Origin of the sequence: Nocardia acididurans (assembly GCF_016741815.1) — a bacterium.
Lineage (GTDB): Bacteria > Actinomycetota > Actinomycetes > Mycobacteriales > Mycobacteriaceae > Nocardia > Nocardia acididurans.
Genome location: NZ_JAERRJ010000003.1, coordinates 403780 through 416920, shown reverse-complemented (window position 1 = coordinate 416920; position 13141 = coordinate 403780). Strand labels below are relative to the sequence as shown.

At 68.4% G+C, this 13141-nt stretch carries 11 protein-coding genes; 6 read left to right on the top strand and 5 right to left on the bottom strand.

Annotation, left to right across the window (positions count from 1 at the left end; genetic code table 11):
- The first annotated feature begins 223 nt into the window (after positions 1-223).
- From JK358_RS09920 to JK358_RS09910, 3 genes are all read left to right on the top strand, one after another.
- Complete coding sequence (locus JK358_RS09920; RefSeq protein WP_307817425.1) at positions 224-2356, top strand: MMPL family transporter; 2133 nt, start codon at positions 224-226, stop codon at positions 2354-2356.
- A 146-nt stretch (positions 2357-2502) separates the two neighbouring features.
- The gene (locus tag JK358_RS09915; protein WP_201945896.1) at positions 2503-3744 is read left to right on the top strand and encodes a PucR family transcriptional regulator; all 1242 of its coding nucleotides are present in this window, start codon (positions 2503-2505) and stop codon (positions 3742-3744) included.
- A 77-nt stretch (positions 3745-3821) separates the two neighbouring features.
- Positions 3822-4958 carry a PucR family transcriptional regulator gene (locus JK358_RS09910; RefSeq protein WP_201945894.1) on the top strand — a complete coding sequence of 379 codons (1137 nt, stop codon included), beginning with the start codon at positions 3822-3824 and terminating at the stop codon, positions 4956-4958.
- Position 4959: 1 nt separating this feature from the next.
- On the opposite strand, the gene JK358_RS09905 is transcribed toward JK358_RS09910, so the two are convergent.
- Entirely contained in the window at positions 4960-5988 is a 1029-nt protein-coding gene (locus tag JK358_RS09905) for an FAS1-like dehydratase domain-containing protein (protein WP_201945892.1), read from the bottom strand.
- Positions 5989-6017: 29 nt separating this feature from the next.
- Entirely contained in the window at positions 6018-6575 is a 558-nt protein-coding gene (locus tag JK358_RS09900) for a YdcF family protein (RefSeq protein WP_307817424.1), read from the bottom strand.
- A 347-nt stretch (positions 6576-6922) separates the two neighbouring features.
- Between JK358_RS09900 and JK358_RS09895 the strand changes: the two genes are divergently transcribed.
- A complete protein-coding gene (locus JK358_RS09895) occupies positions 6923-8122 on the top strand; it encodes an esterase/lipase family protein (protein WP_201945889.1) in 1200 nt (399 codons plus the stop codon).
- Positions 8123-8208: 86 nt separating this feature from the next.
- On the opposite strand, the gene JK358_RS09890 is transcribed toward JK358_RS09895, so the two are convergent.
- Positions 8209-8886: a TetR/AcrR family transcriptional regulator gene (locus JK358_RS09890; RefSeq protein WP_201945886.1), complete on the bottom strand. Its 678-nt coding sequence runs from the start codon at positions 8884-8886 to the stop codon at positions 8209-8211.
- Positions 8887-9010: 124 nt separating this feature from the next.
- On the opposite strand from JK358_RS09890, the gene JK358_RS09885 reads away from it, so the two are divergent.
- Positions 9011-10390 (top strand): ABC1 kinase family protein, encoded by a 1380-nt coding sequence (locus JK358_RS09885; protein ID WP_201945885.1) that lies wholly within the window; start codon positions 9011-9013, stop codon positions 10388-10390.
- 74 nt (positions 10391-10464) lie between these two features.
- Complete coding sequence (locus JK358_RS09880) at positions 10465-11313, top strand: phosphotransferase family protein (RefSeq protein ID WP_201945884.1); 849 nt, start codon at positions 10465-10467, stop codon at positions 11311-11313.
- On the opposite strand, the gene JK358_RS09875 is transcribed toward JK358_RS09880, so the two are convergent.
- Together JK358_RS09875 and JK358_RS09870 are read right to left on the bottom strand one after the other, a co-directional pair.
- Positions 11306-12685 carry a permease prefix domain 1-containing protein gene (locus tag JK358_RS09875; protein ID WP_201945883.1) on the bottom strand — a complete coding sequence of 460 codons (1380 nt, stop codon included), beginning with the start codon at positions 12683-12685 and terminating at the stop codon, positions 11306-11308. The two genes, JK358_RS09880 and JK358_RS09875, sit on opposite strands and share 8 nt — an antisense overlap.
- Positions 12682-13035: a PadR family transcriptional regulator gene (locus JK358_RS09870; protein ID WP_201945876.1), complete on the bottom strand. Its 354-nt coding sequence runs from the start codon at positions 13033-13035 to the stop codon at positions 12682-12684. The genes JK358_RS09875 and JK358_RS09870 overlap by 4 nt, the downstream gene beginning before the upstream one ends.
- Positions 13036-13141 lie beyond the last annotated feature (106 nt).

Sequence of the window (13141 nt, the reverse complement as noted above, 5' to 3'; positions counted from 1 at the left end):
GGTCACATGGCTCGGTGCGCCGATAGTAGTTGCGCGGCAACCTATTCCGCAGATCACAAAACGAATCCTGCGCGACCGCACAACATTGCGATCCGGCAGCTGTGAAAGACCACGAATTGGCCTGCCCGGCAATTCATCCGGTCCGACTGTCCGTAGCATCGGCCGATCTACGCGCGCTGGGAGTCGATCGTTGGTCAACGGTTTCGCATACTGGGGAGAATTCGTGGTCCGGCGGCGTCGCCTGGTGCTGGGGGTGCTGGTCGCCGCCCTGCTGGCCCTGGGCGGATACGGGCTGGGCCTGCCGGACCGGCTGAGTTCTGGCGGCTGGGACGATCCCGGATCGGATGCGGTGCGGGCGGCGCGGCTGCACCAGGCGGCCTTCGGACGCGATCACACCGGCGATGTGCTGCTGCTGTTCACCGCGCCCGAGGGCGCGACGGTCGACGAACCGGAGTTCGCGCGCGTGGTCACCGGCTACCTGAACGAGCTCCCGCGCCGGTACCCGGACCGGATCACGAAGATCAACGGCGCCTACTGGGCCACGGAAACCGGTGTGGCACAACGGTCTGTCTTCGGAACGGCCGACGGGAGGTATGCCTTCGCCTCGGTGGCGATAGCGGGCGACGACGATACGACGCTCATGCGGAACTACCGCGCGGTCGCCGGGCAGTTCCGGCTGCCGGGCGTCGATATGCGGGTCGCGGGCGGGCAGGCCGTCGGCGGCGCGCTGAACGACACCATGGCCGAGGATCAGCGGCGAATGGAACTGCTCGCCATCCCGGTGGTGGCGGTGCTGCTGTTCGTGGTCTTCGGCGGCGTGGTCGCCGCGGCGCTGCCATTGCTCGTGGGCGGGCTGACCGTCCTCGCCGCATGGGGCGTCATGCGCGCCGTCACGATCGTCACCGAGGTGAACTCCTTTGTCTCGCCGGTGGTTTCGATGATCGGACTGGGCCTAGCGGTCGACTACGGACTCTTCGTCGTGAGCCGCTTCCGGGAGGAACTGTCCGAGCACGGCGAGGTGGGCGTGGCCGTGCGGCGGTCGGTGGTAACGGCCGGGCGCACGGTGGTCGTCTCCGCGGGGATCGTCATCGCCGCGAGTGCGGGCCTGCTCGTCTTCCCGCAGAACTTCCTGCGCTCCTTCGCGCTCGGCGCGATGGTGACGGTGGCGCTGGCGGCCCTGACCTCGATCACCGTGCTGCCCGCGCTGCTGGCCCTGCTCGGCCGCCGAGTGGACCTGCTCGGCGTGCGATGGTTCCGTGGCTCGGTGCGCGCCGCCGGATGGGATCGGATGATCGGCTGGGTGGTGAAACATCCACGGGCCGTACTGATCTCGACCTGCGCCGGACTGCTGCTGCTGATCGTGCCGGTCACCGGCATCAGCTTCGGCGGCATCAGCGAGCGGTTCCTGCCGCCCGAGCATCCGACCAGGCTCGCGCAGGAGGAATTCGACGAACTGTTCCCGCTGCGGCGCATCGATCCGATCCAGCTCGTCATCCGCACCGCGGACCCGCGCTCCGCCGGAACGGTGTGGCAGCAGGCGAATCACGCCCCGGGCCTTGCCGTTTCGTTCACCGTTCCGCAGCGCAGCAGCACGCACCCGGACGTCTTCACCACCGCCGCTCCGCTGCTGGATCCCCGGAACAGCGGCGCGACCATCGACCACCTGCGCGCGCTGGCCACCCCGCCGGGCACCGTCCTGCTGGTCGGCGGTTCACCCGCCGTCGAACGGGATACCCTGCACGCCTTACGTATTCGGCTGCCGTGGATGCTGCTGCTGGTGCTGACCGCCACCACGGTGCTGCTCTACGGGGCTTTCGGCTCGCTGGTGCTGCCGATCAAGGCGGCTCTGCTCAACCTGCTCGGCCTCGGAGCGACCCTGGGCATCCTCACCTGGATCTTCATCGACGGCCACGGCGCGTACCTGCTGGGTTTCACCCCGCAACCGATCATGGCGCTCATCCTGATCGTGGTCACCGCCGTGATCTACGGCCTCTCCACCGACTACGAGGTATTCCTGCTCTCCCGCATCGCGGAGGCGCGGGCGGCGGGCGCGTGCACGGTCGACGCGGTGCGGCGGGGGACGGCGAGCACCGGGCGCATCATCACCGCGGCGGCCGCGGTGCTGCTCGTGGTGGTCGGCGCGTTCGCCTTCTCCGATCTGCTCATGATGCAGTACATCGCCTACGGCATGGTCGCGGCGCTGCTCATCGACGCCACCGTGCTGCGCGTCCTGCTGGTGCCCGCCGCCATGGCGCTGCTCGGCGACCGGTGCTGGTGGCCGCGCGGCGGCCTTGTGGAACCCGGCGGTGGAAAAGGTGAGCGACTCTCTCCCATGATCTCGTCTCCGCGTGCGTGAATGCCGCTCGCCCAAGGTCTTCCCGCAGGTGAAGAAGCTGATTCGCAATCTTGCGGGTTCGGCCGCGAAAGAGAGTAGAAGGTGAGTACTCGATCATCTTAGAGTTCGAACTCCACCGATGATGTCTGGATCGGAAGGAGTCGACGATGACAACCGAGGGAGCACTCCGCACGGGACTGACCGTGTCCGGCAGGCCGATGTCCATGCCGCTGCAGGATGTCCGAGCGCTGTCGCGGCAGCTGGTGGGGCATTTCATCGACAATGTCGTCCCGTGCGCCACCCTGCCCGGTGACATCATCTCCGGCGATGTCACCGCCATCACCCGCATCTGCCTGGAACTGGCCGTGAGCATGCTCGACGGCGAGGACATCCCGGCCAAGACCGGCCGGCTGGCCGACGCCGCGGCCGGGTGGGCGCGCGAGGGCGTGCCGATCGACGTCGTCCTGCACGCGGTGCACGAGGGGTTCAAAATCGGTCTGGGACTTATCGTTTCGAATGCGACGCCGCAGGACTTCGACAGTCTGGTGGACGCCGCCAAACTGGTGGTCGACATGCTCGACACCATCAACGCGACCGTCGCGCGCGCCTATGTGCGCGAGCACAAGGCGGTGGTGAGCGAGCACCACACCGCGGTGCACACGCTCACCTCGGCCCTGCTCGGCGGACATCCCACCTCGACCATGGCCCGGGAATGCGGTATCGAACTCGCCGACTCGTATTGTGTTCTGGCGCTGTCTGTTCCACAGCATCCGGACGAGCGCCATCCCATGCTGGACGGCAAGGTGGTGGCCCGGCGCAAACTGCGCAGGCTGCAGGCCGAACTCGCCACCCGCTGCGGGGACAGCGCGCTGGCCCTGCTGAGCGTGGACGGCGGAACCATCCTCGTCCCCGCCGCGGACCGGACCGACGCGCAGCTCGACGAACTGGTGGCCCAGCTGTCGGCGGCGGCGCACGTCCCCGTGCACGCCGCCCTGGTCGTCGCCACCCCGGCCGAGGTGCCCTCCGCGGCGGATCGCGCGCACGAACTGCTCGATATGGTGCAGCGCCTGGAATGCGTTCCGGGACTGTACCGATTCGCCGACCTGGCCCTCGAATACCAGCTCACCCGGCCCGGCCCGGGTCGCGAAACCCTGGGCGCGCTGCTGGATCCGCTGGACGACCATCCGGAGCTGTTGCAGACGCTGCAGATTCATATCGGGAACAATCTGAACCGGCAGCGCACCGCGCGCATCATGCACATCCACACCAACACCGTGGACTACCGATTGAAACGCATCTGCCAGCTCACCGGATTCGACCCCACCGCCACATCCGGACTGTGGCAACTGCGATCCGCGCTCATCGCGCGCACGTTCAGCGACCACAGTTACGCGCAGTCGAATATGTGAATTCTCCGAATATGAACGGCGTTTCCGGGAGCACTGCCCTCCGACTCCTAGCCTGATGCCGAAATAAGGAGGGCGCCTTGACCATTCGCCATTCGACGAGTACCGCCGCAAACGGAAGCACCGTCACCGATCCCGGAATTTCCGCCGACCCCGCGGAATTCGCCGCCCGGCTGGTATCCCTTTTCCCGGACGACAGTGTGGCACAGGGCCGGTGGATGGTCGAGGTCGCGGCCGCGGCGGCCGCCTGGGCGCGCGAGGGCCTCGGGCTGGACCGGGTACTGCTCGAGTATCACGAGGCCGTCCGCGACGGCCTGGCACTGGCCGCCGCCGAACCGCCCACCCAGGGCACGGTCCCCGCCGGCCGGGCCGAACTCCTGCTGCGCGTGCTGCAGACGGTGACCATGGCCACCACCTCGGCCTTCGTCGAGGAGTACCGGCTGGTGGCGCGCCAGCATCAAACGGCCGCACAGACCCTCATCGCCGCCCTGCTGAGCGGGCACGGCCGGTCCGCGCTGGCCCGGCGCACCGGCATCACCGTGGCCTCGAAGTATCAGGTGGTGGCGCTGAGCATCCCGGCGCCGGAGCCGGACGATTCGCATCCGGGTGCGCCGCTGCGGCGGCTGCGCCGGGTACAGGCCGAATCCGCCTCGGTCCTGGGCTCGCGGGCGCTGTCACTGCTCACCACGGCCGGGGGCACGATCCTGGTGCCCTGTGACGACAACGGCGGGGCCGAACTGCCCGGCGCGTTCAGCGTGAGCGCGGACGGGCTGCGCATCCTCTCGCTGGCGGCCGGTGTCCCGCTGACCGCGGTGGTGCTGTCCGGGTCCACCGATCGCATCCCCGATCTGGCGGCCCGCGCCCACGAACTGCTCGAACTGGTACACGCCCTGGGCCGCCCGCCCGGCATGTACCGCCTCGCCGACCTCGCCGTCGAATATCAGCTCTCCCGGCCGGGCCCCGCCCGCGAACACCTCGCCGACCTGCTTGCCCCCATCCGCGCCGACCCCCGGCTGCTGCTGACCCTGCAAACCTTTCTCGACGCCGGGCTGGACCGGATGGAAACCGCCCGCCGCCTCGATGTCCACCCCAACAGCATCACCCACCGCCTGCGCCGCATCCATCGGCTCTCCGGCCTGGATCTCGGCTGCCCCGAGGGGATTTCGCGCGCGCGAGCCGCCTTGATCGTGCGGGAGCTCGACGGCCGGACGGACTGACTCAGCGTGGGAGTGAGGGCGCGAAGCGGACTTCGGCGCTTGCGTAGCCGAAGAGCTTGCGGCCCTGGGACCGTGCGTCGATGGTGACGGTCGCGGTGCGGCGGCGGCGATCGCACGCGATCACCCGGCCCTTGAATTCGATATCGGCGGTGTCGGCGCGCGGCACCGCCAGATAGTGGACCTGGTTGGCGAATTCGGCGCGGTACTTGGTGACCGCGGCGGGATCGCTGGTCCAGGAGGTGACGTAGCCCGCGGCCAGACCCAGCACCAGCATGCCCGGTGCGATGAGTGCGGGCCTGCCGCCCGCGGCCCCGCGATCGGGACCGGCGGCGGGCGGATCACCCACGACCCGTGCGTAATTCGCCAGATCCCGGGCCTGGATCGAAACGCCCAGGGTGGGCAGTTCGGTATCGGCCGCGAGCCGGTCGAAGTCGACGCGGGTGCGCGGCAGGCGATCTCGTAGCAGCGCCGCGCTGTGCAGCGTATCGGCGAGCGGTGGATCGGCGTCCGGAGCGTGGACCGCGCCGAGCCCGGAATCCCGGGCGGAGGTGGCCCCCGGCTCCCCGGTGTGCGCCAGCAGGGCGGTGGAGGCCGACTGGATCGGGGTGCCGTGCCGGTCCCGCAGCACCCCGGTGATGGTCAGCACGTCGAAAGCGTGGAAGTGCCGGAAGGATTCGAAGTGGACGTCGCAGGTCAGCACATCGCCCGCGAGCAGCGGGCGGCCCACGTCGAGGGTCTGGTCCACGTGCACGATGCGATCGAGCCGGTACCCGGTCAGCACCGTGTCCAGGATCTCGCGCCGAACCTGCTGCCACACCAGGGCCGCGAAGGTCGGCGGAGCCATGATCGTCTCGAAACCCAGTCGCGCGGCGGCGGATTCCTCCCAGTGCGCGGGATGGTAGGCCTGCACGACGCGGGCGAACTCGCGAATTCGGCTGCGCTCCACCACGAACGGCCGCGCACATCGGTAACTGCGCCCCACCAGCGCGCGGGCCTGCTCGGCGCCCGCGCTCAGAACTGTGTTACTCATGGTCCTTGCCTCCGGATTTCGGTGTGCCACTACGGCATCGGGGTGAACAGCGCCGTGTACGGCAGGTCGTCGGGGGTGCAGGTGTCGGTCACCCGCACGCCGGCGGCGGCGAAGGTGGCCACCGCCCTGGGCATGTGGTCGGACGAAGTGATCAGGACGGCGTCGTGGCTGCCCAGCTCGGCCATCACCGCGGCCGACAGTTCGGCGTTCTCCACCGTGGAGCGGGCGTCCGGTTCGAGATGCACGCGCTCGGGCGGAATGCCACGCGCGGTGAGCCAATCCGCCATGGCCCGCGCCTCGGTGACATCGGCCTGCGGATTGCCGCCGGTCACGATGATCGGGGAGGCGGGCGACACCAGCGCCGAGACATAGCCCGCGCTCAGGCGCTCGATCAGCTCCGGGCGCATACCGCCGTCGGGCAGCAGACCGTAGCCGAGAATGACGATGGCGGTGTCCGGGCCGTGGGGAACGGGCAGCTCCGCGACCGCCGACGACGTGCTGGTCGTGAGCAGTGCGGCGGACAGCGCGGTGGCGGCGGCCGCTGTGCGGAACCACCGGGACGGACGGGTGAATGCGAAGTCGCGCACGGGAACTCCAGAACTGCCACGCGAGAGGGATCCGGCATGATCACCGGATGGTCAATGATTCTTCGGCGACCCGCGCACACGGGGAATTCCCCCCGTTTTCTGGAAATCTCACCGCACCGCCCACCGCGAATTTGTGACAGTCCGAACCGAACTCGCGAATAGGCGAATGCGCGGCTGCTGTCATCGTTCACCGAATGCCACTCGGTAAATGGTGAGCTGCGCCAGAATTCACCGGCACACCTACTGAGCGCCTTTCACGCCGTCCTACCGTGAGCCCGGTTTCGCTGCCGGAATTCACTCCCCGGCAGCGGAACTCGAACCCACATCGGGCTACGGAAAGGCATGCAATGAGACGAAGTTCCCGCCGCAGCACAGTACGGGCGGCGATCCTGACCGGGGTGGCGATGCTGGCCCTCGGTTTCGCCGGCACGGGCGCCGACGCCTCGCCCGAACCCGCGCCGGCCACGACCGAGCAGCAGCTGGCCGACTACATCGCCGCGGGCCTGAATCAGCCTGGCCCCATTGCCGATTCGGGCAGCGCCTGCACCTCGGGCAGCGGAGCGGGTTCCGGCAACGGTTCCGGCAACTGCTTCGGCGGCTCCGGCTCCAGCACCGGCTCCTCGGGCGGCTACTCCTCCGAGACCGCGGCCTACGGCCCGCCCATGACCTCCTGGCTGGCCGCCTTCGGCTACGGCCTGCTCAACCCCGACGCCACCCCGCCGGGCGCCAACGACTGGAACTGCAAGCCCACCGCCGAGCATCCGCGCCCGGTCCTGCTCATCCACGGCACCTGGATGAACGCCTACAACGGATTCGCGTACATGGGCCAGCCCATCAAGGACGCGGGCTTCTGCACCTTCACCTTCAACTACGGGCGATCCAATCTGCTCGAGGGTGGCGGGCTGGGCTCGTTCCTGCCCGGCACCATGGGCACCGGCTACATCCAGGATTCGGCGAAACAGCTGTCCGCCTTCGTGGATCGCGTGCTGGCGGCCACCGGGGCCGGGCAGGTCGATATCGTGGCGCATTCGCAGGGCGGCTCGATGTCCAACTGGTACACCAAGTTCGAGGGCGGCGCGGCCAAGGTGCACAACCTGATCACCTTCGGCGCAACGCATCACGGCACCTCACTCGACGGTATCGGCGCACTCGGCCGGGCGATCAACAACTTCGGGATCGACGTCCTCGGCTTCGTCGAGATCTTCGTGGGCCACGCCGGAATTCAGCAGACCATCGGCTCCGATTTCGTGAATCGGCTGAATGCCGACGGGGATACGGTCGCGGGTATCGACTACACCATCGTCGGCACCCGCTACGACGAGGTCACCAACCCCTACGACCTCACCTTCCTGAGGGCGGGGCCGGGCGCACGGGTGAACAACATCCTGCTGCAGGACGGCTGCGAGCCCGACCTGTCCGATCACCTGACGATGATGTATTCGCCGCGCGCACTGTCGATCGCGCTGCGGGCGCTGGATCCGGTGGGGCACCCGCAACTGGAGTGCTCCTTCAACCCGTGGCTGATGGGCGGGGGCGGCTCCCTCTAACCCGTACAGCCCGCGAGCGAGCCCACCGGGGGTCACCCCCTGAAACCCCCGGTGGGCTCGCGTTCCGTCGTTGTCCGACCGGTGGCTCAGGGTGTGGAACCCGTTGTGCTGGAGGCCAATTGCGCCTCCCGGGCTTCGGCCTCGATCCAGGCCGCCATCATGCGCGCGGTCATGGCGATGGCCTCCTGACGCTCCTGGCTGCCCACCTCGAGCGCGGTCGCGCGCAGCACGGCCGCGAAACCGGTGTTGATGAATACGAACGTCATCACATCGTATTTGTGGTCGTTGCCCGCCCCCAGCAACTGAATCAGCAGCACCTTCACCAGCAGGCGCAGGCGCGGTTCGAACTCCGGCAGCCCGCTGCTGTAGAACTGCACGCCCGCCACCAGCGCCCGCACCAGCTTGGCATTGGTCACCAGCTCGGCGGTGAAGACCTCCAGGAGTTCGGTGATCACCTGCGTCATCTCGGCCAGCAGATCCGTCATCTCGCGCTGGGACAGCGTGGACACCCATTCGGTGAAACGACGCTCGATGTTCTCGAGCAGGCGGCCGAGCAGTTCGTCGACGATGACGCTGCGGTCGGAGAAGTAGCGGTAGACCGTGCCGATGCTCACCCCGGCCTCGGCCGCGATGCGGTTGGTCGAGGTGTCGGCGATCCCGCGTTCGCCGAACAACTGCGCGGCGGTGTCGAGGATGTGCTCCCTGGTCTCCTTCGACCGCTGCTGGGTCGGGCGGCGGCGGTGACGGACGGCCTTCGGTGGCATCCGGGTCTCCTGGTGTTCGGCAAAGCTGAGCGTTGCTCATCTTATGACCGAATGTGCTCTGGGTTACTCGGAGTTACGGTAACTTTTTCCGGCACAGGATTCACGCGGGCTCGAGGAGGTGCCTATGGCGGCGGCCGGACGTGTGCCGCGCGGGCGATTGTCCCGGGCGAGCCGGCTCGGGCGATTGGCCACCGGGCAGGCCGTTCGCGGCGTCGGCACCCGGCTGTCGATGATCGGACAGCCCGAACAGGCGCGGCGGATTCTCGCCGAGAAATCCGCGCTGCAGGCGGCGCAGCAGGTGGTCACCGTGCTCGGCGGCATGAAGGGCGCGGCCATGAAACTGGGTCAGATGCTGTCGGTGCTCGACGTCGACCTGGTGCCCGAATCCCATCGGGAACTGTTCCGGGACAAGCTCGCCGAACTGCGGGACCGCGCGCCGCAGGTGTCGTTCGCGGAGATGCGCGCGGTCCTCGAGGGCGATCTCGGGCCGCTGGCACGGGTGTTCGCCGACTTCGACGAGACGCCGATCGCCGCCGCCTCCATCGGGCAGATGTACCGGGCGCGCCTGCACGACGGGCGCGAGGTCGCGGTGAAGGTGAAGTATCCGGGCGTGGACGAGGCGGTGCACGCCGATATGCGCAACCTCGAATTCTTCAGCAGGCTGTGGAGATCCGTGCTGCCCAGCGCCGCCGACGCCGCCGTGCTGGACGAGGTTGCGCGCAATATCGGCGGCGAACTCGACTACGTGCGCGAAGCGCACACCCAGCACCGGGTCGCCGGGCGGTATCGCGGGCACCCCTTCATCACCGTGCCCGACAGTATCGAGGAGTACTGCACCCACCACGTGCTGGTCACTGAATTCGTTGCCGGACAATCCTTTTCGCAAATCCGCGCGTTGCCGGACGCCGACCGCGACCATATCGGCGAACTGATCTACCGCTTCTACATCAGCTCCCTGTTCGCCGACCACGAGTTCTGCGGCGACCCGCACCCCGGCAATATCCTGCTCGCCGCCGACGGGCGGGTCGCCTTCGTCGACTTCGGCCTGTACCACCGGATGGATCCGGCGCACGTCGAATTCGAGCGGTACGCCATGCGGGCGGCGGCCGGGCATCGGGCCGGGGACCTCTACGACCAGTGGGTCGCGCGCGGCATCATCGATCCGGACGCGGGCGTGACCCCCGAGGAATGCCTGAACTACGTCTGGGCGGCCGCGGGTTGGCATCTGCTCGACGCGGAGATCACCATCACCCCGGAACTGGCCACCGGCGCGGTGGTGCTGGCCGTCGATCCGCGTGCCGCCGAATTCCGGGGCATGCGGCATCAACTGCTACCGCCCGAACATGTCTTCTCCCGGCGCGCGGACCTGTTCACCTACGCCGCGCTGGGGCAACTGGAGGCTACCGGAAACTGGCATCTCCTCGCCCGGGAGTGGCTCTACGACGAACCCCCGCGAAGCGATACGGGCCGCACCATCGCGCGATGGTCCGCCGCTGCGGGCTGACGGTTAGCGGGGCAGCGGCGAGCAGGGCACTTCTCCTGTGCTACAAGGGGTTTGCCAGTTCTTCGGAAAGGTTGGTGACTGCTCTGACGCTCGAGCCCTACCTCGCGGTCGTCCGCGGCTTCGGCGACGACCCCGCCGAGATCGCGGTGCACTCCGGTCAGTTCCACCATGTGCTGCTGACATCGACCCGGGCCTACCGCATTCCGCGAACGCGCACTGCCGCGGCGGCGCTGCGGCAGCGGGCGGGGATATTGCACATACTGTCGGAACTCGCACTCGGCGTGGGAGTTCCGGTGCCCGTGGCACTGGTGGCGAAGCCGGATTTCCTCTGCCTGGTCACCAGCCGGATTCCCGGCGAGCCGCTCGACCCCGGTGTGCTGGCGGACCCGGGCGTTCTCGACAGCGTGGCGGATCAGCTGGCCCGGGTGCTGAGCGCCCTCGGGGCGGCGGCCGTCCGCGCCGCGGGCCGATTCCCGGTCACGCCGCCGCGGCGCTGGCATGATTTCGCCGAAGATGTTCGGGCGCGGCTGTTTCCGCGCATGTCGCCACGGGGGCGGGCGCGGGCCGCGGCTGAGCTGGACGCCGTCGTCGCCCTGTCCGCCGTGGACGCCGCGCTCGTACACGGCGATCTCGGCGGCGAGAATCTGCTCTGGGTCTCCTCCGCCGACGGCCCGCTGCTCTCCGGAATCGTCGACTGGGACGAGGTCGCACTGGGCGACCCCGCCGAGGACCTCGCCGCACTCATGGCCGGATACGGCGCGGCCCTGGGTGAACGAATCACCGACCGCCGCAACGGTTCTTCCGGCATGCTCGCCCGCGCTCATGTGATCCGCGCGACTTTCGCATTGCAGCAGGCGCTTTCGGCCGCGCTGGACGACGACCCCGACGAACTGGCCGACGGTCTGCGGGATTACCTCACATGAAGTCGAACAGCGGTGGGAAGGCCAGCACCACGATCCACGCCCAGATCGCGTAGACCGCCACATAGCGGGTCTGCCAGCGTTCCAGGCGCGTGAAAGGGGAACGGTGCCTGATGAATTCGAGCAGCAACCATGCCGACCAGGCCAGGTTGGTGAGCAGGATCAGGTTCTCGCCGAGAGCCGCGATCTTGTTCGGGGTGGAGCCCCACTCGGTGATGCGGCCGGTGATGGCTGCCAGCACCAGCACGTCGACGATCAGCGCGCTGAGCACCAGGGCCAGTTGCAGTTTGTCGAAAACCCCCGGGGCGCTGCCGGGATCGCGGGCCGAGATGGAATAGAGCAGCAGGCCCAGCACCAGCACCAGCAGCACGTCGAACAGGATCAGGGCATCCCGGTCCACGTCGATTCCACTGCTGCTCACCCCGATTCCGATGAGCAGCGCCAACAGCACGGCGGTGAACAGGGGAGTGAAGACCTTGGTCAGCACCGGGGCCATGTTCTCGACCACGCTCTGCTTGGCCTCGACCAGCCACGCCGCCACCACCACGGCCGCCATACCGCCGCAGGGCAGCAGCCACTGCGTGACGAACTCCTCCGCGTCGATGCCGATCGCGGCGAAGGTGCCGACCGTGACGCCGGTCAGCACGCCGCCACCGAGGTACATGAGCACGAAGTAGACGAACCACTCCCCGGTGAATCGGATGAAGTCCATGCGCCGCTGATCCGACCGCCAGTCGCCCGCCACATAGGCCACCCCGGTCACCAGCCACAGCGCGATCGGCAGATGAATCGCGGTGAGCACCAGCGACTGTGAGTCGGTGTCGAGCGGATAGACGTTGGCTCCCACCGCGCCCAGCACGAACAGTGCCGCGATCACCGCGCTCGCCCGCCCCGAAAGCCGCCGCTGGACACCGAAATACAGGGCGAGCGGCGCGAACGCGAACAGCGCCAGATTGCGCCCGTAGATCTCGGCATGCTCGTCGAGGTCGACTCCGAACAAGGCGGGCACCTTGATCCCGATGGCCGCGACCACCGCGCAGACGATCATCACCACCAGATCCGGCCGCGCTCCGCCGATCCGCCGCCCCGTCGTGGCCCCGGCCGGTTCCGAATCCCCGCTCAGCACAAGCTGTTTCCACAACCGCCCCGAATGCTCGCGCGCGAACTCCCGCGACAGCTCGTCCACCCCGCCCAGCCGCTTCACCGCGACCAGAAACCCCTCGTCCGGCGTCAGCCCCACCCCGGTCAGCTCCGAAATGGTGCTCCGCAGATGGTCTTCCAGCTCATCGGTATCCGATTCCGACAGCGCCCGCCGCTTGCCCATATAGGCCCGCCACTGCGCGATCTGCACCTCGACATCGCCGTCCGCGCTCACGCCCCCATCCCTCCCGCGAACCGGGGCGCCTGCCACACCCCATCCAGCGCCTCCACCACCGCGACCCACTGCTTCCGATGCTCGACCAATTCCCGTCGCCCCTGTTCGGTGATCCGGTAATACTTCCGCCGCCGCCCCCCGTCCGGCGTATCCCAGAACGATTCGATATGCCCCACCCGCTCCAGCCGATGCAGCAGCGGATACAGCAGCCCTTCACTCCACTCGATCTCCCCGCCCGACAGCTCCCCGACCCGCTTCAGAATCGCGTACCCGTAGCTGTCCTCCCGGGCCAGAATCCCGAGCACGAGCGGCGTGGCCGAAGCCGCGACCAGGTCCTTCGGTATATGCATCGGCCGCCTCCCGTTGAAGCCTAGAACTTCTAGGCATAGTAGCTCGAGGTATATCGGTCGCGCCGGAGATTCCCGCCGGTCGCGCGCCGACCTCCGACGTGAGTTG

Coding starts and splice junctions, on each gene's coding strand:
- JK358_RS09915 (WP_201945896.1), top strand. CDS start 2,503: ATGACAACCGAGGGAGCACTCCGCACGGGACTGACCGTGTCCGGCAGG.
- JK358_RS09905 (WP_201945892.1), bottom strand. CDS start 5,988: ATGAGTAACACAGTTCTGAGCGCGGGCGCCGAGCAGGCCCGCGCGCTG.
- JK358_RS09895 (WP_201945889.1), top strand. CDS start 6,923: ATGAGACGAAGTTCCCGCCGCAGCACAGTACGGGCGGCGATCCTGACC.
- JK358_RS09890 (WP_201945886.1), bottom strand. CDS start 8,886: ATGCCACCGAAGGCCGTCCGTCACCGCCGCCGCCCGACCCAGCAGCGG.
- JK358_RS09885 (WP_201945885.1), top strand. CDS start 9,011: ATGGCGGCGGCCGGACGTGTGCCGCGCGGGCGATTGTCCCGGGCGAGC.
- JK358_RS09870 (WP_201945876.1), bottom strand. CDS start 13,035: ATGCATATACCGAAGGACCTGGTCGCGGCTTCGGCCACGCCGCTCGTG.